Below are 24,527 nucleotides of genomic sequence, written 5' to 3' on the forward strand. Positions count from 1 at the left end.
TTCCGCCCGGTCTTGCCGGGTGGAACCGGCGGCAATTCGGGAGATTGGCAAATGGTCAGCCTGCTGAGAAATCAGAGGGTCCGCAACGTTTTGTTGCAGGTTCTCTATGTCGGCTCGCTTGTAGCACTTGTGCTTGCCGGCGTGATGATCGCGCGGCGCAACCTCGCTGAACAAGGGATCACTTCGGGATTCGACTTCTTGTACAAATCGACGGGCTGGGACGTGAACTTCTCGCTCCTGCCCGTCACAGCCAACGACCCCTACTGGTGGTTCTTCCTCATCGGCATCGTCAACACCCTGTTCCTGGGCAGCGTCGGACTGCTGCTGGCAACGGTCGTCGGGACGATCGTCGGCCTGGCGCGGACGTCCTCCAACGAATTGGCGCGGCTGCTCGGCCGAACCTATGTCGATGTCTTCCGCAACATCCCGCTGATCCTCCAGGTCTTCTTCTGGTACGCGATCATCACGCACCTGCCGACGCCGCGCGCCGCGCACGAAGCCTGGGGCATGCTGCTGACCAGCCGCGGGCTCTACCTCCCTGCTCCCAATGTCGGCGGCGTGGCAATGGCGCTGGCCATTTTGTCGGTGATCGCCGCTGTCGTGCTGCCGGTCTGGCTTGGCCGGACATCGCGGCTCAGCCAACCGGTCGGCGAGCGCCGGACCATCCAGCTCGCCGGCATGGCAACGGCGCTTGCCTGCGCGGTCCTCATCCTGATCGTCGGTCGTCTGCCAGATGCGCCGCTGCTCGACTTCCCTGCCCTGCAAGGCCTCAACCTAAGGGGCGGCCTGCGCATCCCACCAGAGTTTTCCGCGCTCGCGGTCGCCATCGCCATCTATGGCGGCTCCTACATCGCCGAGATCGTCCGCGGCGGCTTCAAGGCGGTCGGCAAGGGCCAGGTGGAGGCGGCACTCTCGCTGGGGCTCAGCCCATGGCGGGTCTTCACGCTGGTCAAGCTGCCGCTTGCTCTGCGCGCCATGCTGCCGATCCTCGCCAACCAGTATGTCTGGCTGATCAAGGCGACGACGATGGGCATCGCAGTCGGCTTCACCGACTTCTTCATGATCGTGGCGCTGACCATCAACCATTCCGGCCAGACGCTTGAGGCGATCGGTATTTTGATGGCGGGCTTCCTGACCATCAACCTCAGCCTCGCCGCAGTGTTCAACCGCATCAACAAGGCTATTGCCCTCAAGGGCAATCAACTGAGGGGGTGAGAGATGGAAATGGTCTTTGTCGCGCCACCTGCTCCCAGGAGGATCGAGGACCTGAAGCGGCGCTTCTTTGCGACGCCAGTTCAGGCGCTGCTGTCGTTGATCTCCCTGGCGGTAATGGTCTTCCTTGCCTGGAAGTTGCTCAACTGGGCGATCTTCTCAGCTGTTTTCACGACAAGCGGCGGCCCTGAAGCCTGCCAGGCGGCGGCGGGAGCCTGCTGGTCGGTCATCGCCGCAAGATGGCGGATCATCCTGTTCGGCCTTTATCCTTTTGAGGAGCAATGGCGCTCGGCGCTCGCCTGCGTCGCCGTGGTGGTGATGACGGTTCTGAGCTGCATGCCGGCCTTCTGGACCGGGCGCCGCATCGCGCTGGTCTGGGGCGCCGGAACGGCCCTCTATTACATGCTGATGAAGGGCGGGGTACTTGGCCTCGCCTATGTCGGCGAGGAAGCATGGGGCGGGCTGGCGCTGACCCTCTTCATCTTCGTGACCACCTGCCTGATCGGCTTCCCGCTGGCGATCTGCCTGGCCTTGCTGCGCCGGTCGGAACTGCCGTGGATATCGCGGACCACCGGCATCATCATCGACTCGGTCCGCTCGCTGCCGCTGATCTCGATCCTCTTCACCTTCGCAATCGTCCTGCCGTTCGCGCTGCCGCAGTGGCTGGCGGGCGACAAGCTGTACCGGGTAATCCTGGGCTCGGCCCTGTTCTTCTCCGCCTACCAGGCGGAGATCGTCAGAGGCGGCCTGCAGGGCGTTCCCAACGGACAGGAAGAGGCCGCCATGGCACTCGGCATGAGCTATTGGCAGCGCATCGGCCGCATCCTTCTGCCGCAGGCCATGCGCAACGCGCTGCCGGCCACGATCAACCAGTTCGTCATCTCGTTCAAGGAGACCTCGCTGGTGGTCATTGTCGGCTTCTTCGAGATCCTGGCGTCGGGCAACGCCGCCTACGGAACCGGCGAGTGGCGCTTCGCCTATGTCGAGGTCTACGCCTTCATCGCCTTCATCTACTTCGTCTTCGTTTTCAGCCTGTCCCGCTACGGCGCCTTTCTCGAGCGCCGCATGTCGGTCGGCGAACGCTAGGGAGGCCCGCATGACCATAGGCAATTCGGATGAATCCGGCGGGCCCGCGGTCCGCATCGAGAACCTCGACAAATATTACGGAGCCTTCCACGCGCTGCGGAACATAGATCTTTCCGTGGGGCAGGGAGAGAGGATCGTCGTCTGCGGTCCCTCCGGCTCCGGCAAGTCCACCATGATCCGCTGCATCAACCGGCTCGAGCAGCACAATGGCGGCCGCATCACCGTGCTCGGCACCGAACTCAACGACGATGTCGGCAACATCGACGAGATCAGGCGGGAGGTCGGCATGGTGTTCCAGCACTTCAACCTGTTCCCGCATATGACGGTGCTGGAGAACTGCATGCTTGCGCCGATGATCGTGCGCAAGCATGCGCGCGCGGAGGTCGAGGCGACCGCACGGCGCTATCTGGAGAAGGTCCGCATCCCCGAGCAGGCGATGAAGTTTCCCGGCCAGCTCTCCGGCGGCCAGCAGCAGCGGGTGGCGATCGCGCGTGCCCTTTGCATGCAGCCGCAGATCATGCTGTTCGACGAGCCGACCTCGGCGCTCGATCCGGAAATGATCTCCGAAGTGCTGGACGTCATGGTCACGCTCGCCTCCGAAGGCATGACGATGATCTGCGTCACGCATGAGATGGGCTTCGCGCGCCGGGTCGCCGACCGGGTGATCTTCATGGACGCCGGCGAGATCGTCGAGCAGGCGCCGCCGGAGCAATTCTTCGCCGGCTCCGAGAACGAGCGCACGCGGCAGTTCCTGTCGCAAGTGCTGGGTCATTGAACGGCATTCGGGAAGATGCAACGTTCCGCAGCTGCACGCCGCCAGCTATCTCCCGGGTATTTCGATGACTGATCCCACCGCCGTGCTGAGCGAGATTCTCGGGCCGAAAGGCTGGCTTTCGGGCAGCGATTCCGAGCCCTACCAGCGCGACTGGCTCAACCGTTACGGCGTGCCACCGCTTGGCGTCGCCAGACCGGCGAGCACCGCCGAAGTGGCTGCGGTGGTCAACGTGTGTCGGGAGGCTGGGCTGGCGGTGGTGCCGCAAGGCGGCAACACCGGGCTTTGCGGCGGCGCCGTCGCGGAGCAGCCCAACGCGGTGATCGTCTCGCTGTCGCGCATGGCGGCGATCGGCAAACCGGACCTCGACAGCGGCTCGATCATCGTCGAGGCGGGCGTCGTGCTCGCCGCGCTACACGAGGCGCTGGAGCCGCACGGCCTGATGTTCCCGATGCATCTCGGAGCGGAAGGCAGCGCCAGGATCGGCGGCCTGATCGGCACCAATGCCGGCGGCAGCCTCGCATTCCGCTACGGCATGATGCAGGACCTGGTGCTCGGGCTCGAGCTCGTGACCCCGGACGGGGTGGTGTGGGACGGGCTGCGCGCGGTGCAGAAGGACAATGCCGGCTATCAGCTGCGCAAACTGTTCTGCGGCGCGGAAGGCACGCTCGGCATCGTGACGCGCGCGGGGCTCAGGCTCTACCCGACGCCAAAACAGCAGGCGGGCGCGCTCCTGGTCCTGCCCGACTTTGCCGCCGCCGTCTCCTTCGGCGCTTTCCTGCGCGGCGAGGCCGGCGAATTCCTCACCGGGCTCGAATTCTTCTGCGATCTCGGCCTGGAGCTGGCGCTCAAGCATGTTCCCGATCTCACCTACCAGTTGGAGACAAGGGGCGACGTCTATCTGCTCGTCGAGCTGGCTTCGGGTTCGCCTCGGGTTCCCCTGGACGGAATCCTGAACTCGGCGCTGGAATGGGGCATGGAGCAAGGCCTGGTGCTCGACGGCGCGCTGGCGACATCGGGCGCGCACCGGGCCCAGTTCTGGCGACTGCGCGAGGAACAGCCGGAGGGACAGCGGCTGGAGGGCGAGCAGCTCAAGCATGACATCTCGGTGCCGCCGGGCGCCATCGCCCGTTTCATCGAGGCGGGCGCCCGGGTCTGCCAAGACATCCTGCCCGGCGTGCGGATCAACCCGTTCGGGCATCTCGGCGACGGCAACATCCACTACAATCTGTCGCCGCCGGAAGGCCGTGCCGATTTCGACGGCAAGGCCGGGCGGTTGGCCGAAGCACTGTCGGCGCTCGCCACGGAGATGGGCGGCAGCTTCGCAGCCGAGCATGGGCTTGGCCGCGCCAAGATCGCCATGGCCGATCGCAATCGCGATGCGGTGGAGCGGGACCTGATGGCGCGGCTGAAGGGCGCGCTCGATCCAAAGGGCACCATGAACCCCGGCGTTCTGGTGCGCCCGCCACTGTAAAGAAAAACTTTCGAATGGACCGCATTTCTTGATTTCGTCCCGGCCTGCCTGCGTGCAGGTATAGATCCGAAGAGGCAGGCTCGATCCGCTTGCCGCCAATCGTGAGGATGCCGAAGCATGGTCCGCAATGGCGGTCACCTTCTTGTCGAGTGCCTGATCGCGCTTGGCGCGAGCAAGAGCTTCGGCGTTCCCGGCGAAAGCTATCTCGCCGTCCTCGACGCGCTGCACGACACCCATGGCAAGCTCGACTACGTGCTTTGCCGCAACGAGGGCGGCGCGGCGTTCATGGCCTCCGCCTATGGCAAGCTGACGGGCTCGCCCGGTATCTGCTTCGTGACGCGCGGCCCGGGCGTGACCAATGCCAGCATCGGCGTGCATACGGCCATGCAAGACAGCTCTCCGATGATCCTCTTCGTCGGCCAGGTCGGCACCGACATGAAAGGGCGCGAGGCCTTCCAGGAGATCGACTACCGCGCGGTGTTCGGAACGGTCGCCAAATGGGCGGTCGAGATCGATGACGTCTCGCGTCTGCCGGAGATCGTGGCGCGGGCCTGGACCACCGCCCTGACCGGGCGGCCCGGCCCGGTTGTGATCGCGCTGCCTGAAGACATGCTCACCACCCTGACCGAGGCCGCGCCGCTCACCAGGCCGGCCGCGATCTTCGAGCCGGCACCGTCAGCGGAAGCGCTCGCCTCGGCGTTCAAGCTGCTGACGGGAGCCGAAAGGCCGGTGCTGCTGATGGGTGGCACCAACTGGACGGCGGAGGGACGCACAGCGCTGCAGGCTTTCGCCGAGGCCTCCGACATCCCTGTCGTGGCGGCCTTCCGCTATCAGGACCGGTTCGACAATCATTCGCCGGCCTTCGTCGGCGAGGCCGGCGTCGGCATGGTAGCGCATGTCAGGAACCTGATCCGCGAAGCGGACGTGATCCTGGCTATCAATGTCCGCTTCGGCGAGATGACGACGGACGGCTACACGCTGCTGTCGGTACCGGTGCCGCGGCAAAAGCTGATCCATGTGCATGGCTCCGACCGCGAGATCGGCAAGATCTATGTGCCGACGATCGGCATCCATGCCGGCCCGAACGCCTTTGCCAAGGCGCTGACCCCGGTCAAAGGCGGCTGGGCCGACTGGCGGGCATCCGCGCGCAAGGCCTATGAAGACACATTCGCGGCGCCCGTCCAGCCCGGCCCGGTGGACATGGTGCAGGTTGCCGCCTGGCTGCGCGACACCTTGCCGGCCGATGTCATCCTCACCAACGGCGCCGGCAATTTCACGGTATGGCCGAACAAGTTCTTCAAGTTCGGGCCGGAGGCGCGGCTGCTTGCTCCGCAGTCGGGCGCGATGGGTTACGGCCTGCCGGCGGCGATCGCGGCCAAGGTCGCGTTTCCGCAGCGAACGGTCGTCTGCTTTGCCGGTGACGGCGACTTCCAGATGAACTGCCAGGAACTCGGAACCGCCATGCAGGCGGGCGCGCAGCCGATCGTGCTGATCCTCAACAACGGCATCTACGGCACCATCCGCGCGCACCAGGAGCGCAACTATCCGGCCCGCGTTTCCGGGACCTCGCTCGAGAACCCGGACTTCGTGACGCTGGCGATGGCCTATGGCTTCCACGCCGAGCGGGTAGAGTCGACGGAAGATTTCGCCGCCTCGTTCGGCCGCGCGCTTAGCTCCGCGACCGGCGCCGTTCTCGACATCGCCATTTCGCCCGAAGCGCTCACGCCCCGGCAGACCCTTTCCCAGATGCGCGACGCCGCGCTCGCTTCCCAGAAGGCCAAGGCATGACCTCCAGAACTGACGACATCCGTCTCGGCGCGGACATCGGCGGCACCTTCACCGACATCGCCCTAGACATCAGGGGGACGCTGTTCTCGACCAAGGTGCTGACCAACTATTCGGCGCCCGAGCAGGCGATCCTAGACGGCATCGCCATCGTGACCCGCGATGCCGGCATCTCGCCTTCCGAAATCGGCATCATCATCCACGGCACGACGCTGGCGACCAATGCGCTGATCGAGCGGCGCGGCGCGAGGACCGCGCTGGTCACGACCGAGGGGTTCCGCGACGTGATCGAGATGCGGACGGAGAACCGCTTCGAACAGTATGATCTCAACCTGCAACTGCCGACGCCGCTGATCCCGCGCGAGGACCGTTTCACGGTCAAGGGCCGCATCGGCGCCGAAGGCCAGGAGTTGCAGCCGCTCGACGAGGCAGCGCTGGAGGAAATCGCTGATCGGATCGCGGCGGCCAATTTCGGCTCGGTGGCGATCGGCTTCATCCATGCCTACGCCAATCCGGACCACGAGCGCCGTGCCCGCGAAGTCCTCTCGCGAAAACTTAGCATCCCGATCTCGATCAGCGCCGAGGTGTCGCCGCAGATGCGCGAGTTCGAGCGCTTCAACACGGTCTGCGCCAACGCCTATGTGCGGCCGCAGATGGCCGACTACCTCGCCCGCCTGCAGATCCGCCTGAAGGAGATGGGCGCCGACTGCCCGGTGTTCATGATCCATTCGGGCGGCGGCCTGATCTCAGTGGAGACCGCCTCGGAATTCCCGGTGCGGCTGGTCGAATCCGGACCGGCCGGCGGCGCCATCTTCGCGGCCGACATCGCAAGGCGCTTCGGCCTGGAAAAGGTCGTCTCCTACGACATGGGCGGCACCACCGCCAAGATCTGCCTGATCGAGGACTATGCGCCGCGCACGGCAAGGACCTTCGAGGTGGCGCGCACCTACCGCTTCTGCAAGGGATCGGGCATGCCGATCTCTATTCCCGTGATCGAGATGATCGAGATCGGTGCCGGCGGCGGCTCCATCGCCTGGGTCGACGCCATGGGCCGCATCCAGACCGGGCCCGAAAGCGCCGGATCGGAGCCAGGTCCGGCCTGCTACGGCCGCGGCGGCAAGCGTCCGGCGATCACCGACGCCGACCTTGTGCTCGGCAAGCTCGATCCTGACAATTTCGCCGGCGGCGCGATCAAGCTCGATACCTCTGCCTCCGAGCAGGCGATCCTGCGCGTCGGCGAGCGGCTGTCACTCAACGCGATGTCGACCGCCTTCGGCATCTGCGAAGTGGTGGACGAGAACATGGCCAATGCCGCCCGCGTCCATGCCGTCGAAAACGGCAAGAACATCTCCGACAATCTGATGATCGCCTTCGGCGGCGCCGCGCCCCTCCACGCGGCAAGGCTGTGCGAGAAGCTCGGCATCGACCAGTGCATCGTCCCCAAGGGCGCCGGCGTCGGGTCGGCGATCGGTTTCCTGAAGGCGCCATTCGGCTACGAGGCGCTGGCCTCTAAGCTGACGCGGCTGTCGCGGTTCACGCCTTCCGAGGTCAACGCCCTGCTCGCCGATCTCAAGGCGTCGGCCGAGGGCTTCGTGCGAACCGGCGCCAGCGGCAGGATCGCCTGCGAGATCACCGCCTTCATGCGCTACGCCGGCCAGGGCTGGGAAATTCCCGTGGCGCTGGCGGACGAGCCGTTCGGCGACGATGCCGTAGCAAGGCTGAAGGAGCTGTTCGAGACGAACTACCAGCGCTTCTTCGGCCGCGCCATCGAGGGGCTCGACGGGCTGGAGATCGAGATCGTCACCTGGTCGGTCAAGGCGACGGATGTTCGCCCGGCCGTCGCCAGGCATGAACTTACCGCCGGCAAGCGGTCGAGTGAAGCAGTCACCACCCGGGCTGTCTTCGATCCGGCGAGCGGCGCGCCGCAGACCTATGGCATCATCGACCGTGAGACGCTTTGCGCCGGCGATCGCGTGGCCGGGCCGGCGGTCATCGTCGAGCGCGAGACCTCCACCGTCATCACCACCAGCTTCGATGCCGTCATCCAGAGCGACGGCGCGATCCTTCTCATCCGCAAAGGCGGCCAGGCATGAGCGACATTGGCGAAATCCGCATGCAGGTGATGTGGAACCGGTTGATCTCGGTGGTCGAGGAGCAGGCGCTTACCCTACTTCGCACCGCTTTTTCGACCTCGGTGCGCGAGTCCGGCGACCTGTCGGCGGGCGTGTTCGACCCGCGCGGCCAGATGCTGGCGCAGGCGGTCACCGGCACGCCTGGCCACGTCAACACCATGGCCGAGGCCGTGCTGCATTTCATGAACGCGATCCCGCGCGAGGAGATGTTCGAGGGCGACACCTACGTCACCAACGATCCCTGGCAGGGCACCGGCCATCTGCACGACATCACCATGGTGTCGCCGTCGTTCCTGAATGGCGAGCTGGTGGCGTTCTTCGCCTGCACGGCGCATGTCGTGGATGTCGGCGGGCGCGGCTTCGGCGCCGACGCCAAGTCGGTTTACGAGGAAGGCATCCAGATCCCGATCATGAAGTTCGCGGAGATGGGCAAGGTCAATCTCGACCTCGTCAGGTTGCTGCGCGCCAATGTCCGCGAACCGAACCAGGTGGTCGGCGACTTCTATTCGCTGGCCGCCTGCAACGAGGTCGGCCACCGGCGCCTCGTCGACATGATGAGGGAGATCGGGCTGGCGTCGCTGGATGGGCTCGGCGACTTCATCTTCTCGCGCACCCGCGACGCCATGCTCGACCGCATCAAGGCGCTGCCCAAGGGAAGCTGGTCGAACGAGCTGGTGACCGATGGCTATGACGAGCCGGTCAAGCTTGCCGCCACGGTTTCGGTCCGCGATGATCATGTCGAGGTCGATTTCACCGGCACCGACCCGATGAGCCGCTGGGGCATCAACTGTCCGATCATCTACAGCAAGGCCTATGCCTGCTACGCCCTGAAATGCGTGGTGGCGCCCGACATTCCGAACAATGCCGCTTCGCTGGCCTTCTTCACTGTGTCGTCGCCGGTCAACATCCTGAACGCCGTGCGGCCGGCGCCGGTGGCGCTGCGCCACATCTTCGGCCATATGGTCCCAGACCTCGTGCTCGGTGCGATTTCCCAGGCGCTTCCCGGCAAGATCCTCTCGGAAGGCGCCGGTGCGCTGTGGAACATCCACATCTCGGCGCGGCCGGTCGCGGGCGGTTCGGGTCGTCGCGCCGAGGTGCTGATGTTCAACTCGGGCGGCATGGGCGCCCGCCCCGAGCTTGATGGCCTATCAGCGACGGCCTTCCCGTCGGGCGTGCACACGATGCCGATCGAGGCGACGGAGCATACCGGGCCGATCGTTATCTGGCGCAAGGAACTGCGCCCGAACTCCGGCGGCGACGGCGAATTCCGCGGCGGCCTGGGACAGGTCATCGAGATCGAGGCGACCGACGGCCATGAATTCGACTTCTCGGCCATGTTCGACCGCGTCAACCATCCGCCGCGCGGGCGCAATGGCGGCAGGCCCGGCGTTGCCGGGGTGGTCAAGCTGGACGACGGCACGATGATGCGGCCGAAGGGCTGGCAGCATGTTCCGGCCGGGCGCCGGCTGATCCTGGAATTGCCGGGCGGCGGCGGTTATGGCGATCCGGCCAGGCGCGACGCCGCCGCGCGGGCGAACGACCGATCCAAGGGTTACATCTCGGAGAACGACTGATGAGCTATGTTTCCTCGCGACTGTCGGTGGTGAAGCCCTCGGCTTCGATGGCAGCCTCGCAGGCGGCCAAGGCGCTGCGCGCCAAGGGCGTCGACGTGATCGACCTCGGGCTCGGCGAGCCGGATTTCCCGACGCCCACGCACATCATCGACGCCGCCCATTTCGCGGCGAAGGCCGGCCAGACGCTCTACACCGGTGCCGCCGGCACAGCCGAGGTGCGCGAAGCCATTGCCGGCAAGTTCCGACGTGAAAATGGTCTCGACTCCACGGCCGACGACATTGTCGTCGCCAATGGCGCCAAGCAGATCATCTTCAACGCGCTGCTGGCGACGCTGGAGGGCGGCGACGAGGCGATCCTGCCGGCGCCCTATTTCGTCTCCTATCCGGAAATGGTCAAGCTGCTTGGCGGCACGCCTGTCGTCGTCGAATGCCCGGAGACCACCGGCTTCCGGCTGACGCCGGCGCTGCTGGAAGAGGCGATCACGCCAAGGACGAAGTGGCTGTTCCTCAACATGCCCGGCAACCCGTCCGGCGCCGTCTATTCGGAAACCGATCTCAAGGCGCTGGGGGCGGTGCTGGCAAGGCACCCGCAGGTGCTCGTGCTGTCCGACGAGATTTACGAGCACATCCTTTTCGACGGGCGCGAATTCGTGTCCTTCGGCAAGGCCTGTCCCGAGCTCAAGGACCGCACGCTGATCGTCAACGGCGTATCGAAGTCCTATGCGATGACCGGCTGGCGTGTCGGCTACGCGGCCGGACCGGGGCCGCTGGTCAAGGCGATGTCGACGATCCAGAGCCAGTCCTGCACTTCCGTCTGCTCGATCGCGCAGGCGGCGACAGTCGCCGCGCTCAGCGGCCCGCAGGACGAAGTGGGGCGCTTCAGGCAAGCCTTCGAGGCGCGTCGCAACCTGGTTGTGGACGGCATCCGCAAGATCAACGGGCTGACGCTTTCGCCGCCGGACGGCGCTTTCTATGCCTATATCGGCTGCGCCAGCCTGATCGGCCGCAAGACCCCGAAGGGCGTCGTGCTCGAGGACGACGCGGCCGTGGCAGACTATCTTCTCAACGAAGGCCGCGTGGCGTCCGTGCCTGGCGTGGCGTATGGACTGTCACCCTATTTCCGCATCTCGACCGCGACCAGCGCAGAGGTGCTCAGCGAGGCGATCTCGCGGATCAACACCGCCGTCGCGCAAGTGGAGTAAATGATGCCGCACTACGAACGTATCCTGATCACCGGCGCCGCCGGCCGCCTCGGCTCGGAGCTGCGCAAGGGGCTGGTGCCGCTGGCAAAAACCATCCGCCTGGCGGGGCGCCATCCGTTTGGCGATCTTGCCGCTCACGAGGAAGAAGCGGTCTTCGACCTCGCCGACATGGAGGCGACGATCGCGGCGACCAAGGATTGCGATGCGATCGTCCACTTCGGCGGCGCGCCGCTCGAATGCGAGTGGCAGACCATCCTCGATTCCAGCATCCGCGGCTCCTACCACATCTATGAAGGCGCCCGGAAACACGGGGTGAAGCGCGTCATCTATGCCTCCTCGGTACATGCCATCGGCTATCACGAGGTCGAGGCGCATATCGGCGTCGACGCACCGGTGCGGCCCGACAGCCTGTATGGCGTGTCGAAGAATTTCGTCGAGAGCCTCAGCCGGCTCTACTGGGACAAGTTCGGCATCGAGACGGTGTGCCTTCGCATCTTCTCGTCCTTCCCCGAGCCGGCGGACCGGCGCATGCTTTGGTCCTACCTCTCCTTTGCCGATTGCGTGCGGCTGGTCGAGGCCTCGCTGACGGCGCCGCGCGTCGGCCACACGATCTCCTTCGGCATTTCCGACAACAAGGTGAAGACGGTCGACAACAGCGGCGCCAACCATCTGGGCTTCATCCCGCAGGACAGCGCCGAACCATTCCGCGCCGCCGTCGAGGCGAAAACGGCCATTCCCGATCCAAAAAGGCCGTCAGTGAAATATCTCGGCGGATGGTTCTGCGAACTCGGCCATCCGGACGACAAGGCCGAATAGCGATCGGTCGGGCAGGAACGCCCCCATCAGCGCAATCTTGCCGTCCGGAAAGACTGAAGGCTTTTCGGGACGGCAAGCCGCGCGAAGCCGTCTCACCAAGGCAATTTTGCACACGCCGGGGCATTGGCGCCTGTCCGTTTGCTGCGGGGTTTGCAGCGCCGGAACGGACGGAAAGCCTTGCCTGTCCAAGGTTTCAGCGATTTCAAAGGGATGGGCTGGCGCTGCGTAACATTGTGACGTCCAGTGAAAAGACCTTGGCGTTCAATCACGGACGATCGAGTTCCTTCGAAACGGCGCGCGCCTTTGCCTTGGCCTCCTGTTGCGATAGCATGGCCGCAAATTAGCTGTGGCTGAAAAATCGGATTTCGCTGAGGGGGCGAAAGTTCATGGAGATGCAGCAGGTCCGCTATTTTTTGGCCCTGTCGAATACGTTGAATTTCACCAGAGCGGCCGAGGAGTGCAACGTCACGCAGCCGGCGCTCACGCGTGCGATCAAGACGCTCGAAGAGGAATTGGGTGGAGAACTGCTTCGGCGCGAGCGCCAGCATTCGCACCTGACGGAACTCGGGCGGCGTATGCTGCCGCTTCTGCAGCAGTGCTATGATGCGGCGACGTCCGCCAAATCGCTTGCCAAGGCCGTGCAAAGCAGCGACGTCGCGCCGCTCAACGTGACGATTTCGAACAGCATCAATATTGCGCTGCTGGTTTCGCCTTTCACGGAGCTTTTCCGGGCCTATCCAGGCGTCCACCTCAAGATCAACCGCGGCTCGCCGGCCGCCGTCATGGACGCGCTCAAGAATGGTGACGTCGAACTCGCCGTTGCCGGCCCGCTGGGGCAAGCCTGGGATCGCCTCGACATGTGGCCGCTCTTCCAGGAGGGAATCGAACTTGCTGTGAATTCCGATCACCCGCTCGCGCGGCGCAATGAGGCCGATGTCGCGTTGAACCAGCTTGCCGCGGAACCGGTGCTCAGCCGGATCGATTGGGAGACGAGCGAGGAGCTATCGCGTGGCCTGTCTGCCAAAGGCCTCACGCCTCGAACCGCGCACGAAGTCGAGACCGACCAGGATCTGCTCGCGCTGCTCGAGGCCAACGCCGGCGTAGGATTCGTCTGCCTGACGGCACCCCGGTCGCCGAACACGCGCCGGCTCAAGCTTCGCGATCTCGATGTCTCGCGGATCGTCTCCGTCTACGCGGTTGCCGGGCGGCACAGATCTCCCGTGGCCGCGACCCTGCTCAACCTGTTGAGGTCGACGGACTGGTCGCCCTTCGGCGTCAGCGAGCCCGCCTGAGCGCCGCGATCAGGTCGTCGATGTCCATTCGTCGGCGGTAATCAGGATCGACAAAGCGATCGGTGATGATCCCGTCCGTTCCGACGATGAAAGTCGCGGGGATTGGCAGGAACCAACTGGCGTTGCCCTGGTAGTTTGGAAGATCGTAGGCAACGCCCATCAAGCGCTCCATCTCGGCCCCGATCCAAATCGCCAGGTTGAGGGACAGAGCGTAGCCATTGTCCATATCGGTCAGGAAGGGGAAGCCTGCGCCAACGGCAGCCTTCATCGCCTTGGTGAATTTGCGTCGCTCAGGCATGATCACCACGACCTGGCCGCCCAAAGCCGCGATCTCCTGCTGGGCTTCGACGATGCCGATCGCGTTCAGCCGGCAGTAGGGGCACCAATGCCCGCGCTGAAAGGTGACCACGGCGGGACCCTGGAGCAGGATGTCGGCCAGGCCAACCAGCCTGCCCTCATCGTCCGGCAGCAGGAACGGCGGCATGGCATCGCCGGGAGTTGGCGCCGCGGCTCCGGCTCCCTGTTTCTCCAGGCGATCCACAAGGCGGTCTACCGCCTCGGCGAAATTCGCGTCGATCCGTCGGACTGCCGCGGCAATCACCGCCAGCCGCTCGTTGAGAGGCGCATCAAGTTCGACGGCTGCATGGACGGCCTGTTCAAATGTCATGGGCTGGTCGGCGGCGGCCATTTCTGCGCTTTCATCGATCTGACGCAGCCTATCATCGAAGCCCCTCCGCCGCGGCCATGTTTTTCTTGCATGGTTTTGATGCCTTGCGCGCATCAAAGCGGGCGAGGTTCGTATTCTGTTCGCCGCCTGACCTCAGTTCGTTACAACATGTTCCTGATATCGGCGGAGAAGGTCGGGAAACCGTAGACCATATCGGCAAGCTGCGATGCCGTGATGGCGTGTTTCATCGCGAGTGCAAAGATATGGATCAGTTCTTCGCCGGCATGGCCAACCATGTGGGCGCCGACGATCCTGCCCGTCGTTTCCTCGACAATGATCTTCGACCACGCCACCGTCTCGGCATAGGTCCTCGCCGTGAGCCAGCCCTGCATATCGTTGAGGTGGATCCTGACGTCGAGTCCCCGTTCCCTCGCCTTGGCTTCGGTCAGTCCGACACTTGCCACGGCCGGAATGCTGTAGAGACACGCCGGGATATGATCGTAGTCGGGCCGATGTTTCGGTCCGTCGACAATGTTGCGGCCAACGATGCCGCCCTCGTAGGTCGCTACCGGCGAAAGCTGCGGAGAGTTCCACACCGCGTCGCCGCAGACGTAGACATCGGGATTGGAGCGCGAGCGCAGATGGCCGTCGATTTCGATCCTGCCCTCGCGATGCACGATAACGGCGGCGCCAAGATCGAGGCCCTCGACATTGGCCACGCGCCCGGCGCAATTGACAACCCTGTCCGCTTCCACCGCGCACTCGGCACCGTCCGCCACGAAAGTGACGCGCAGCCGTCCGTCAGCCTCGTCGATCCTCTTGACCCAGGCCAGGGTGCGTATGCTTATGCCGATACGCTCGCTCACATCCCGGATCTGTTCGACGGCTTCGACATCGAAACCTCCGAGCAAATGCGGCAGCGCTTCGAGAATCGTGACCTCAACGCCGGCGCGCGCATAGACGTGGCCAAGTTCGAAGGCGATGACGCCGCCGCCAATGAACACCGCGGCGCGGGGCAGCACTGGATCGTTCAAAACATCGTCGGAAGTCGTCAGATGCTCGGCGCCCGGGATCGGCAGCGAGCGTGGCTTCGAGCCGGTGGCAATGACGATGTTCCTGGCCTCGAGTTCCCGCCCGTCGACGCGGATGGCGTTGCTGCCGATAAAGGCGGCCTCGCCGTGGATGACATTGACGCCTCGCTTGGCCATCAGTCCGGACAGCCGGGACGGAATGTCCCTGATCATTTCCTTTTCCCGCTCGATCAGCGCGCTCCAGTCGAGCCTCGGGGAATCGATGCTGATCGCATGCCGATCGGCCCGTTCGATTTCATCAAGCGCATGGGCCGCCGCAACCAGCACTTTCTTCGGCGTGCAGCCGCGATTGGGGCAGGTGCCGCCAAGGTCGCGGGCCTCGATCATGGCGACGGAAAGCCCTGCGGCGCGGGTCGCGACCGTGACGCCCATTCCTGCATTGCCGCCGCCAAGGACGACCACGTCATACTTTTCCATCTAACCGACTCCGCCCTGCCTAGTGGAGCTTGATCCGGGGTCTGGTGCGCCTGACCACCATCTCGCCGATCGAGTCCAACGCGGTCTTTGCGAGGCCGTGCACCGCCTTGAGATGCATCTTGTGCAGCGAGCGATAAACGAGCCTCGCAAGCAGGCCCTCGATCTTCAGCCCGCCGATCAGGCTGCCGAACGCACCGTAGTCGGCAAGCGAGACAAGGGAGCCGTAGTCGCGGTAGCGGAAGGCCGGCGTGGCCTGTCCCGCGAGGCGCGCGGCAACCACCTTCACCAGGTGGTCGGCCTGTTGATGAGCCGTCTGTGCGCGAGGCGGCAAGGCATTGTCTTCGCCCGGCAGGACGCAGTTCGCGCAGTCGCCGATCGCGAACACATTCTCGTCTCCTACAGCACGCAAGGTCTCGTCCACCATCAGGCGGTTGATGCGGTCTGTCTCGAGGCCATCGAGGGTCTTCAGGAAATCCGGCGCCTTGATCCCGGCCGCCCAGACCACGAGCTCTGCTGGCACAAACAGCTTTTCGCCCAGCCTGATGCCCTCCTCGGTCACTTCGGTGACCTTGATGCCGCAGCGTACATGGACGCCCATCTTGATGAGCAGGCGTGCCGAAGCCCGCGCCATGTGCTCCTGAAGCGCCGGCAGGATGCGCGGCCCGGCCTCGACGATGGTGATGCGAATCAACTTCTCGAAGTCGATGTTGTCGAGGTTGTGCGAAGCGATTTCCCGCATCGATTTGTGCAGTTCCGCGGCCAGTTCGACGCCGGTCGCTCCGGCGCCGACGATGACGCAATGGAGCTGACCGGGCGACAGTTGCTCGTATTGCGCATTGGCCCGCAGGCATGCGTCTATCATGCGCTTGTTGAAGCGGGTGGCCTGCTCAGCCGTGTCGAGCGAAATGGCATGGCGCGCGGCGCCCGGCGTGCCGAAATCGTTGCTGACGCTGCCGACGGCCAGCACCAGCGTGTCATAGCCCAGCACCCGCGGCGGTATGACCTGCCTGCCGTCGTCGTCGAAGCTGGGCGCGACGAAGACCTGGCGCCTTGCACGATCGATGCCGACGACCTCGCCTATGCGGTATCGATAGTGGTGCCGGCTGGCATGGGCGATGTATTCGACGGCGTCATGCGAAGTGTTCAGCGCGCCCGACGCCACCTCATGCAACAGCGGCTTCCAGATATGGGTGCGGTTGCGATCGACAAGTGTGACGGAAAGCCGCCGTTTGCCGAACTTGCGGCCGAGCCGTGTCGCCAGTTCCAGGCCGCCGGCGCCGCCGCCCACAATGACCACGCGATGCAGGGACTTGTCCGCATGCGAGGGAGTCTCCGTGATCGTGCGGAACAGCGCGGCGTTGTTGGCAAGCACGGCTTCCGGAATCAATCGCATGCCGGGGGTGATGATCTGCATCGGTGGTCTCCGTGTCTTCTCGGCGCGCGCCCATCACTCTTGCGACTCGTGGATGACGATGCCCTGCAGCATGTCGACCTCGCATTCCCACGGCTTTTCCGCGAGGACGCGCTGCCCATGCTCGTATCCTGCTTGCCAGCGGGTGCGGATGCCCGAGCGGGTGAAATCGATGTCCTTGGTGTGGTCCTCGCCGTCGAGGCGCGGCGAAAGGAGCCGGACAAGATGCATGACCGAAGGGCAGCCATAGGACGCCAACTCCTTGAAGATGGGATCCTCGCGCCGCTCCTCGGGTACGAGCTTTCCCATTTCTCGCACGACGTGACGAAGCCGATGCAGCTGCTCCTGGCGGGCCACGTGGCTCTTGCCGCGGCTGGCGTATTGAAGGTCCTTTTGCCGCCCCATCACTTGCCAGATCGATTTCGGCTCCGTGGCGCGCGGTTGCCACATGTTGACCGCAAAGATCAGCGCGTCGCGCCGCGGACGTGCGTCGAGCACCACCTCGATCGGCGTGTTCGAATAGATGCCACCGTCCCAGTACGGCTCGCCGTCGATGCAGACGGCTGGAAACGCCGGCGGCAAGGCACCTGACGCCATGATGTGCGCCACCGACAACGTCATCTCACGCGTGTCGAAATATTTGAGTTCGCTGGTGTTGACGTTGACCGCGCCGACCGTCAGTCGCGTGTGGCGCCCGTTGAGGTAGTCGAAGTCGATCAGATTGCTCAGCGTCCTTTTGAGCGGATCGGTGGTGTAATAGGATGCATTCTCAACGCCGACCTCGCGATTGAGCCCGAACATGGCGCTTGGGTTCGGTTCGAAGAAACCCGGGATGCCGCGCATCACCGTGCCCATGTTGGCGAAGATATTGCTCGGAACCATCATCCGGAAAAACTCGTCGAGCGGGCTGCTCCGGCAGACGCCGTCCCAGAACTCCTGAAGCCTCGGCAGGCGATCCCTGGGGTCGTTTCCGGCAATCAGCGCGGCGTTGATGGCGCCGATCGACGTGCCGATGACCCAATCCGGTTCAACGCCGCCTTCGACGAGCGCTTGGTAGACCCCGGCCTGATAGGCCCCGAGCGCACCACCGCCTTGAAGGACAAGGACGGTCTGGCGTTTGGGCTCACCCTGAGGGCCGATCTCAAGTGCCGCCTCGGAGACGGGCGGATTTCGCGTGATCCTGTTCATGGCCTTGTCGCTCCTCGTTGCCGGCTCAATGGGCGGTCCAGCCGCCTTCGATCGGCATGACTGCGCCGGTGATCGAGGCCGCTTCGTCCGAGGCTAGGAACAGGCAGAGCGCAGCAACCTGCTCCACCGTCACGAACTGCTTGGTCGGCTGCGCGGCCAAAAGCACATCCTTGATCACCTGCTGTTCGGTGATCCCGCGCGCCCTCGCGGTGTCCGGTATCTGCTTCTCGACCAGCGGGGTGAGCACGTAGCCGGGGCAAACCGCGTTGACGGTGATGCCCTGCTCGGCGACTTCCAGCGCAACCGTCTTGGTCAGGCCGGCGACACCGTGCTTGGCCGCGACGTAGGCGGATTTGTAGGGGGAAGCGACCAGAGCGTGCGCGGAGGCGACGTTGATTATGCGACCCCATTTGCGCGCCTTCATCGCCTGCAGGGCACGCCGGATCGTATAGAAGGAAGACATGAGATCGATCGCCACGACCGCTTCCCATCTCTCGATCGGGAAGTCATCGATCGGCGCGACATGCTGAATGCCGGCGTTGTTGACCAGAATGTCGACCGCGCCGAATTCTGCGATGGCCTTGTCCATCATCTCCGTGACGGCATCGCCCTTGCTCATGTCAGCGCCGTCATAGCGGACGGTCACACCGTGGTCGACGGCCAGTTTTTTCCGCAGCAACTCGATCTCGCCGGCATTTCCGAAACCGTTCAGAACGATGTTGCAGCCCTTGGCCGCGAAGGCTTCGGCGATGCCTTGGCCGATGCCGCTGGTCGAGCCGGTGATGAGTGCTGTCTTTCCATTGAGCATCGTCATTTCCTCTTGTTTGAGCCGCGGGCGCGAATGGCCAGTGGTTGCGAGCGACGGGCTGCAGCACCCCGGCTCTGGATCTGCGGACCAGTATGGCGAGCGGCCCGAAACTGCGGAAATGCCGTTGAGACATGGATTCGATAGCCGACGGTCAGATCGTGGTCCCGCATCCGAGGTGTCGATCGACCGATCGGGTTGTTTGACGTAAGGGCAGCTAGTAAGATCATCCGGCAACGCGGGGGCGTGCGTATGCGCGTTCGGTGAGGGAGCGTGCAGTGGAGATCAGCCAGGTCAGATACTTCTTGGCCGTCGCCAAGGAGCTGAATTTCACCAGGGCGGCCGAGCAGTGCAATGTCACGCAGCCCGCGCTTTCACGCGCCATCAAGCTGCTGGAAGACGAATTCGGCGGAGCGCTATTCCACCGTGAGCGCCGCTTCACGCACCTCACCGAGCTCGGCCGGATGGTCGAGACCTATCTCGAGGGCGTCTTCGAGAACTCGCGCCAGGCAAAGCAGATCGCCGAGCAATATGTGAATTTGAAAAAGATGCCGCTCAGGGTCGGCATCATGAGCACGATCGCCCCGGACGAGATTATCGAGCTCATCGCGGCTGTCCGGGGGCATCATCCTGGCGTAGAGCTTCACCTTTGCGATTCTGACGCCGTGAGCCTGAGGCGGAGGCTGCTGGAAGGCAACCTCGAGGCCGCCATCTATGCGTTGCCGTCGAACGTGCCCGACGAAGAAGTGCATTCCCTGCCACTGTTTCAAGAGCAGATGGTGATGGCGGTTCACCTGGCTCATCGCCTCGCCAACCAGCGCATGGTGCGGGTGAAGGATATGAGCAACGAAAGCTACATCCACCGCAACAATTGCGAGTTTGCAGGCTATGCGGATGCCATCCTCGCCGAACAGGGCGTCACGGTCAGCCCGGTCTACTGGAGCGATCGTGACGACTGGACGCTGGCGATGATCGCGGCCGGGCTCGGTTTCGGTTTCATGCCTGAGCACACCGCCAAGCACCCGGGCGTGGTGGCCTTGCCAATCACCGAACCGGAGTTCTGGCGCGAGGTCAATCTTGTCACCGTGCGCGGCCGCAGGCACTCGCCTGCGGTCGGCGCGCTGGTGCGCGAGGCCACGCAGAAGAAGTGGTTCGGCGAACGGGCGAAGGCTCTGGCCGCCGCCGCCGAGTAGTTTCGCTGTGCGGGGCGCCCTCCTTGGATGCACAGGCAGCGGATCTCCGGCACTGTCCGCGCTCAATTCTTTCTTACCGTCGAGGTCACGGACTGGATGACCTCCGTCGCCATCTTGAACTGCGCGGTGCGGTCGGTGATGCCGTGCCGTTTGGCGATCCAGTCGAAATCGCTGTAGGCGGCGTAAACCGAACCATCGGGGGTCTGGTAGACCAGCACCCGCACCGGCCAGTCCAGGCCGGCCTCGGGATTGGACGTGATGAAGGTAGTGCCGAGCGCCGGATTGCCGAACATCACCAGCCGGGACGGCCTGACATCGTTGCCGGCATTCTTGCCAAGCCTGGCCTGGTCGATCACGCCGAAGAACATGATGCCCTTCTTCAGCACGTCCTTCTTGATGCGAGCTACGGTCTCGACGACGGAATAGTCGCTCTTGACCGTGACGACGCCGTCGGATGCGGCGGCCGGAAGGGCAACCGCCATCAGCATGGCGGCGCCTGCAATCATGGTTTTCAGGTAGTTGGTCATGTCAATCTCCTTGGTTGGATAGCGAAGTTGTCGGTCTTTGCGTGTCACGTCCTCGGCGTTTGCAACATGCGCGCAGTCGCGATCGCGCCGGCGAGAACCGAGGCGAGCACACCCACGCACGCGGCCCAGCCGATACGGTCGTAGAGCTGCCCGATGATGAAGCTGCCGGCGAGCCCGCCCGCATAGTAGGACGCAAGGTAGATGCCGCTTGCGGCGGCGCGATCGCGCGAGGCGGTCCGGCTCACATGCCCGGTGGCTATCGCCTGCGCCAGGAAGGTGCCGATGGCGACCAAAGCCATCCCGGCAAGAACGACCGGGAGGCTGGCGGCGAGCAGCAGAAGCAGTCCGACGATCGCCAGCCCGAGTGTCGCTCCGATCCCTCCGCTCGGACCGAGACCTGCCGCGACGCGCCCGGCAAGCGGGGTCGTCAGCATCGAGGGCAGGAAGACGAAATAGACCGCGCCCAAGGCCATCGGTGTCAGCGACAGCGGTGTCGCAACGAGCTGGAAGTTCACATAGGTGAAGGTGCCGATGAAGACGAAAAGGATCAGGAAGCCGATCGCGAAACAGGCGCGCAGCTCGGCGTTTTGCAGCGGAGCCTTCCATGCGGCGCGGGCGGGCTCGCCCATCCCATCGGCGCGCATCATTGCAGAGGTCTTCTGCAGTGTGAGCCAGACAAGGGCGGCGCCGAACAGATTGAGGCCGGCGAAGATCAGAAAGTTGGTGGAGATGCCGAATGTGTCGGCGACGGCGGCTGACATCAGCCGGCCGAAGAAGTTGCTGGCAACATTGCCGGTCACGTAAGCCGCAAGCGCGCTCGTCGTCTGCCGCGCGGAGAAATGCTCGGCCAGGTAGGCCATCGTCAGCGTAAAGGCGGTCGACATGCACAAGCCTTGCGCTACGCGCAGCAGGGCGAAGACCACAATGCTGTCGGTCTGTGAAAGCAACGTCGTCGGGATCGCCAAAATGGCCAGGCTGATCCAGATGCCGTTGCGGCGATCGATGCCGCGCCCGAAGAGCGCGACGGCGATACCGGCCACCGCCATGCCGAAGGTGCTGGCATTGACGGCGAAACCCATGGTTGCGCGACTGACGCCGAATCTTGCCACCAGCGAAGGCAGGATGGCCTGAGTGGCGAACAGGTCGACAAGCGTCAGAAACGCGATCAAGGCAATCAGGCCGAAGCGCCAGCTGTCCGCGGCAACCATGCGGAGCCGCCTCGGTTCGGTATGTTCACTGGACGTCATGTCAGGCTCCGTGGCCACACGTCCCCAGGCCATCGCCCGAGGACGCGATTTTATTGCTGATGCTGGGATCTGCTGACCGCGACGAGCGGCTCACATCATGTGGTCTTCGTGCATCGCAGGCGGCAGGACGTCGGCCGAATAGAGCACCGCTGGAACCTTGCCGTTGTTCTTCCACCAGTGGGCGAGCTGGCCGAACTCGGCCGTCGCGTCGCCGGCCGGATGTTCGATGCCGACCTTACAGGTGCTGCGGTATTCGGTGATCGAGCCCTCGACCACCAGAATGTTTGCCGGGCGGACATTGTGCTCATGCCACGGCACGACGCCGCCAGGCTGAACAACGAGCTTGCGCAGGCGCAGCATGTTGCCTTTCCAGCCTTCGCCCTTGCTGCTTAAATCGATTGCGGAAAGGACCGTGTCGGTCACGCCGACCGGTTTACTGGGATGTTCCTGGATGTCGGTGGTGGCGGCCTGGCCAGCAGGGCAGTCGCCGGCGAAAACCGGAGCCACCGAGAACGCGGCGGTCGCGGTGAGAAGTCCGAGTGTCAACGCCAACTTCAGCGGCACCCGCAATGCAATAGTCTTGCAAGCCATGTCTAGTTCTCCTTTGTCGGTGCCCAATCGCGGAAGCGGGGCATGAGTGGAGAGTGACGGCAGCCTCGACGAAAGAGAAATGCTGACTGGCTCTTAATTCGATACCTGAAAACTATGATGGACAACCGCGCCAACGAGGCTGTTTCGCCACGACATTTATCGCGGCGTTAGACTTCATTTCGAATTGCTACGCAGCCGTTTTCCTGGCCGGCAGATCTATGCCGCTTTCCGGCCAGCTGTGTGCCTTGACACTGTTCACGAAGGTCGAGGTCGCCGGTGAGAACCGGCGGCCCGACACGACGACCAGCGAGACCTCCCGCCAAACCTCGGGATCGATGACAGGCCTGATCTGCAAGCCCGGGATGACGGCGCTGAATTCCGGGATGAAGCAGATGCCAAGTCCACCGGAAACCATGTTCTGGATCCAGTCTTCGCGCTCGCTGGCGTAGGATATCCTGAGCTTCACACCGCGGTCATTGCAGAGACCGGCGAGGTGGTCGCGATACTCGCAATTCAACCTTCTCAGGTAGTTCTCGCCGTCGAGTTCGGAAATGGCGACATTGTCGTTGCGAGCCAGCCGGTGGCCGTTCGGGAAGGCCAGGACGAACCGCTCGCGATAGAGCGGAGTGACGTCGAAACGCTCCGGAAAACTGTTGCTGGACGCCATGATGGCGACGTCGATCTCACCCGCTTCAAGCAGTTGCGACAGCGAAGCCGGCACACCCTCCACCAGCTGCAACTGGATGCCCTGCTGGCGTCTGTTGAAATCGGCCAGCAAGCCGGTGAAGCGACGCGGACCAATGGTGCACATGACGCCAACCTTGAGATTTGCGTTTTCCAGGCAAAGGAATTTCGACGCCTCCTGGCGCACGCCGGTCACCTCGTCGAGGATCTGCTGGAACCGCGGGCGTAGCAGGGCACCCAGATCGGTAAGGTGGGTCAGGTTCCGTTCGCGGCGAAACAGCAGGCCGCCGACCTCATCCTCCAACTGCTGGATGGCGCGCGACAGCGCTGGTTGGGTGACGTTGCATTTTTCGCCGGCGCGCGTGAAGTTCCGCGTCTCGCACACGGCCAGGAAGTAGCGGATGTGATGAATGTCCATGCCGGTTTATCCCTCTGCTGCATAGATGCATGTGCAGGTTGGAACCGTGCCGCAAACCATTCCATCACGCCAATGCATGGGGGCTATGAAGTCGATAGCGTTTCGTCATGCGCCAATGGCGGGCCAGGGCCCGCCATCAAACCCTGCAATAGTGCTCGGCGCCCGCAAGCGTCAGCTGTGATGGCCCAAAGCGAAGAGCTGGGCGCAGAACTGAGCATGCGGCTTGCTCATGGCGGCGTCGTTGCATTCCTTCATCATCGCATCCTGCGTCGCCTTCGGCATGGCTTTCCACGCCGTCTCGAAGTCGGCACTCGACTTCATCGCCTTCATGCCGGAATCGGTGAAGAAGGGCTGCATGTTGGACGGTTCGTCGAGCGCGCCGGCGAAGGCAACGCCGCCGAGCTTGGAAATGGCAAAAGCACCGAGGCAGATAGCTTTTAGATTCATTTTCAAGTCCTTCTCTGATCGGGTAGTCGCCCTATCGACGACCGTTTGACTGATTGACAGCAAGTCAGAATTTCCGAGTTCCTCATTGCTGAGTTTGATCTTGCGACGACCAGCCGGCAACCTGCCAATGCCATCTGCGTATCGAGGTTATGCCGCGCATGCATCTCGTAGATGTCTACGGTCGCACCGCTAATTAGCTCCGCCCAAAGCGAGGACGTTGGCGCAGAATTGGGCGTGGGGCTTACTCATCGACGGGTCGTTGCAAGCCTTCGTCATCTTGACCCGGTCATGCTTCGGCACGGCGAACCAGGCCTTCTTGAACCCGGCCATCGGTTTCATCGTCTGCATCGTGGCGTCCGTATAGAACGTCGGCAATGCGGCGAGGTCATTGAACGGGTCAGCTGAAGCCGGGCTCGCACCAAGACCAATTGCAAGCGCAGCCACACAGACGAGTGGTCTTCTCATCATTCACCTCCTGTTCCAGGCCGCGGTTCTG

General features: G+C 63.9%; 22 protein-coding genes. 11 read left to right on the forward strand and 11 right to left on the reverse strand.

What is annotated here, in order from left to right; translation table 11 throughout:
- Window positions 1-51 precede the first annotated feature (51 nt).
- The 10 genes from EJ073_RS15570 to EJ073_RS15615 all read left to right on the forward strand — a co-directional run bounded on the left by EJ073_RS15570 (window position 52) and on the right by EJ073_RS15615 (window position 13,345).
- The gene (locus EJ073_RS15570; protein ID WP_126056517.1) at window positions 52-1,215 is read left to right on the forward strand and encodes an ABC transporter permease subunit; all 1,164 of its coding nucleotides are present in this window, start codon (window positions 52-54) and stop codon (window positions 1,213-1,215) included.
- Window positions 1,216-1,218: 3 nt separating this feature from the next.
- On the forward strand, window positions 1,219-2,298 hold the full coding sequence (locus EJ073_RS15575; RefSeq protein WP_126056518.1) for an amino acid ABC transporter permease: 1,080 nt from the start codon (window positions 1,219-1,221) through the stop codon (window positions 2,296-2,298).
- Window positions 2,299-2,308: 10 nt separating this feature from the next.
- A complete protein-coding gene (locus tag EJ073_RS15580) occupies window positions 2,309-3,073 on the forward strand; it encodes an amino acid ABC transporter ATP-binding protein (protein WP_189347239.1) in 765 nt (254 codons plus the stop codon).
- 64 nt (window positions 3,074-3,137) lie between these two features.
- On the forward strand, window positions 3,138-4,544 hold the full coding sequence (locus tag EJ073_RS15585; RefSeq protein WP_126056519.1) for an FAD-binding oxidoreductase: 1,407 nt from the start codon (window positions 3,138-3,140) through the stop codon (window positions 4,542-4,544).
- 117 nt (window positions 4,545-4,661) lie between these two features.
- Window positions 4,662-6,332 carry a thiamine pyrophosphate-binding protein gene (locus tag EJ073_RS15590; RefSeq protein ID WP_126056520.1) on the forward strand — a complete coding sequence of 557 codons (1,671 nt, stop codon included), beginning with the start codon at window positions 4,662-4,664 and terminating at the stop codon, window positions 6,330-6,332.
- Window positions 6,329-8,422 carry a hydantoinase/oxoprolinase family protein gene (locus EJ073_RS15595; RefSeq protein WP_126056521.1) on the forward strand — a complete coding sequence of 698 codons (2,094 nt, stop codon included), beginning with the start codon at window positions 6,329-6,331 and terminating at the stop codon, window positions 8,420-8,422. The genes EJ073_RS15590 and EJ073_RS15595 overlap by 4 nt, the downstream gene beginning before the upstream one ends.
- Window positions 8,419-10,035: a hydantoinase B/oxoprolinase family protein gene (locus EJ073_RS15600; RefSeq protein WP_126056522.1), complete on the forward strand. Its 1,617-nt coding sequence runs from the start codon at window positions 8,419-8,421 to the stop codon at window positions 10,033-10,035. Before EJ073_RS15595 ends, EJ073_RS15600 begins: the two co-directional genes overlap by 4 nt.
- Entirely contained in the window at window positions 10,035-11,237 is a 1,203-nt protein-coding gene (locus EJ073_RS15605) for a pyridoxal phosphate-dependent aminotransferase (RefSeq protein WP_126056523.1), read from the forward strand. Before EJ073_RS15600 ends, EJ073_RS15605 begins: the two co-directional genes overlap by 1 nt.
- A 3-nt stretch (window positions 11,238-11,240) precedes the next feature.
- Window positions 11,241-12,053, forward strand: a complete 813-nt coding sequence (locus tag EJ073_RS15610; protein WP_126056524.1) for an NAD(P)-dependent oxidoreductase — start codon at window positions 11,241-11,243, stop codon at window positions 12,051-12,053.
- A gap of 386 nt (window positions 12,054-12,439) precedes the next feature.
- Window positions 12,440-13,345, forward strand: a complete 906-nt coding sequence (locus tag EJ073_RS15615) for a LysR family transcriptional regulator (protein WP_126056525.1) — start codon at window positions 12,440-12,442, stop codon at window positions 13,343-13,345.
- Here the strand turns inward: EJ073_RS15615 and EJ073_RS15620 are convergent.
- From EJ073_RS15620 to EJ073_RS15640, 5 genes are all read right to left on the reverse strand, one after another.
- Entirely contained in the window at window positions 13,329-14,033 is a 705-nt protein-coding gene (locus tag EJ073_RS15620) for a peroxiredoxin-like family protein (protein WP_126056526.1), read from the reverse strand. The genes EJ073_RS15615 and EJ073_RS15620 overlap by 17 nt on opposite strands.
- Before the next feature lie 140 nt (window positions 14,034-14,173).
- Window positions 14,174-15,520, reverse strand: coding sequence for an NAD(P)/FAD-dependent oxidoreductase (locus EJ073_RS15625; protein WP_126056527.1), 1,347 nt, complete (start codon window positions 15,518-15,520; stop codon window positions 14,174-14,176).
- A 19-nt stretch (window positions 15,521-15,539) separates the two neighbouring features.
- Window positions 15,540-16,934 carry an NAD(P)/FAD-dependent oxidoreductase gene (locus tag EJ073_RS15630; RefSeq protein ID WP_245455647.1) on the reverse strand — a complete coding sequence of 465 codons (1,395 nt, stop codon included), beginning with the start codon at window positions 16,932-16,934 and terminating at the stop codon, window positions 15,540-15,542.
- Window positions 16,935-16,967: 33 nt separating this feature from the next.
- A complete protein-coding gene (locus EJ073_RS15635; protein WP_126056528.1) occupies window positions 16,968-18,119 on the reverse strand; it encodes a patatin-like phospholipase family protein in 1,152 nt (383 codons plus the stop codon).
- 25 nt (window positions 18,120-18,144) lie between these two features.
- Window positions 18,145-18,927, reverse strand: coding sequence for a 3-hydroxybutyrate dehydrogenase (locus EJ073_RS15640; RefSeq protein WP_126056529.1), 783 nt, complete (start codon window positions 18,925-18,927; stop codon window positions 18,145-18,147).
- A 275-nt stretch (window positions 18,928-19,202) separates the two neighbouring features.
- Between EJ073_RS15640 and EJ073_RS15645 the strand changes: the two genes are divergently transcribed.
- Window positions 19,203-20,117, forward strand: a complete 915-nt coding sequence (locus EJ073_RS15645; RefSeq protein ID WP_126056530.1) for a LysR family transcriptional regulator — start codon at window positions 19,203-19,205, stop codon at window positions 20,115-20,117.
- 62 nt (window positions 20,118-20,179) lie between these two features.
- Here EJ073_RS15645 and EJ073_RS15650 read toward each other — a convergent pair whose 3' ends face one another.
- The 6 genes from EJ073_RS15650 to EJ073_RS15675 all read right to left on the reverse strand — a co-directional run bounded on the left by EJ073_RS15650 (window position 20,180) and on the right by EJ073_RS15675 (window position 24,496).
- Window positions 20,180-20,644 carry a DUF302 domain-containing protein gene (locus EJ073_RS15650; RefSeq protein WP_126056531.1) on the reverse strand — a complete coding sequence of 155 codons (465 nt, stop codon included), beginning with the start codon at window positions 20,642-20,644 and terminating at the stop codon, window positions 20,180-20,182.
- A gap of 44 nt (window positions 20,645-20,688) precedes the next feature.
- A complete protein-coding gene (locus EJ073_RS15655; protein WP_126056532.1) occupies window positions 20,689-21,891 on the reverse strand; it encodes an MFS transporter in 1,203 nt (400 codons plus the stop codon).
- Between the two features lie 90 nt (window positions 21,892-21,981).
- Entirely contained in the window at window positions 21,982-22,482 is a 501-nt protein-coding gene (locus EJ073_RS15660) for a cupin (RefSeq protein ID WP_126059243.1), read from the reverse strand.
- A 187-nt stretch (window positions 22,483-22,669) separates the two neighbouring features.
- Window positions 22,670-23,584, reverse strand: a complete 915-nt coding sequence (locus EJ073_RS15665) for a LysR family transcriptional regulator (protein WP_126056533.1) — start codon at window positions 23,582-23,584, stop codon at window positions 22,670-22,672.
- Between the two features lie 171 nt (window positions 23,585-23,755).
- Window positions 23,756-24,031 carry a hypothetical protein gene (locus tag EJ073_RS15670; RefSeq protein ID WP_126056534.1) on the reverse strand — a complete coding sequence of 92 codons (276 nt, stop codon included), beginning with the start codon at window positions 24,029-24,031 and terminating at the stop codon, window positions 23,756-23,758.
- A gap of 189 nt (window positions 24,032-24,220) precedes the next feature.
- A complete protein-coding gene (locus EJ073_RS15675; RefSeq protein ID WP_126056535.1) occupies window positions 24,221-24,496 on the reverse strand; it encodes a hypothetical protein in 276 nt (91 codons plus the stop codon).
- Between the last annotated feature and the right edge of the window lie 31 nt (window positions 24,497-24,527).

The organism is Mesorhizobium sp. M4B.F.Ca.ET.058.02.1.1 (assembly GCF_003952505.1).
Classification (GTDB): domain Bacteria; phylum Pseudomonadota; class Alphaproteobacteria; order Rhizobiales; family Rhizobiaceae; genus Mesorhizobium.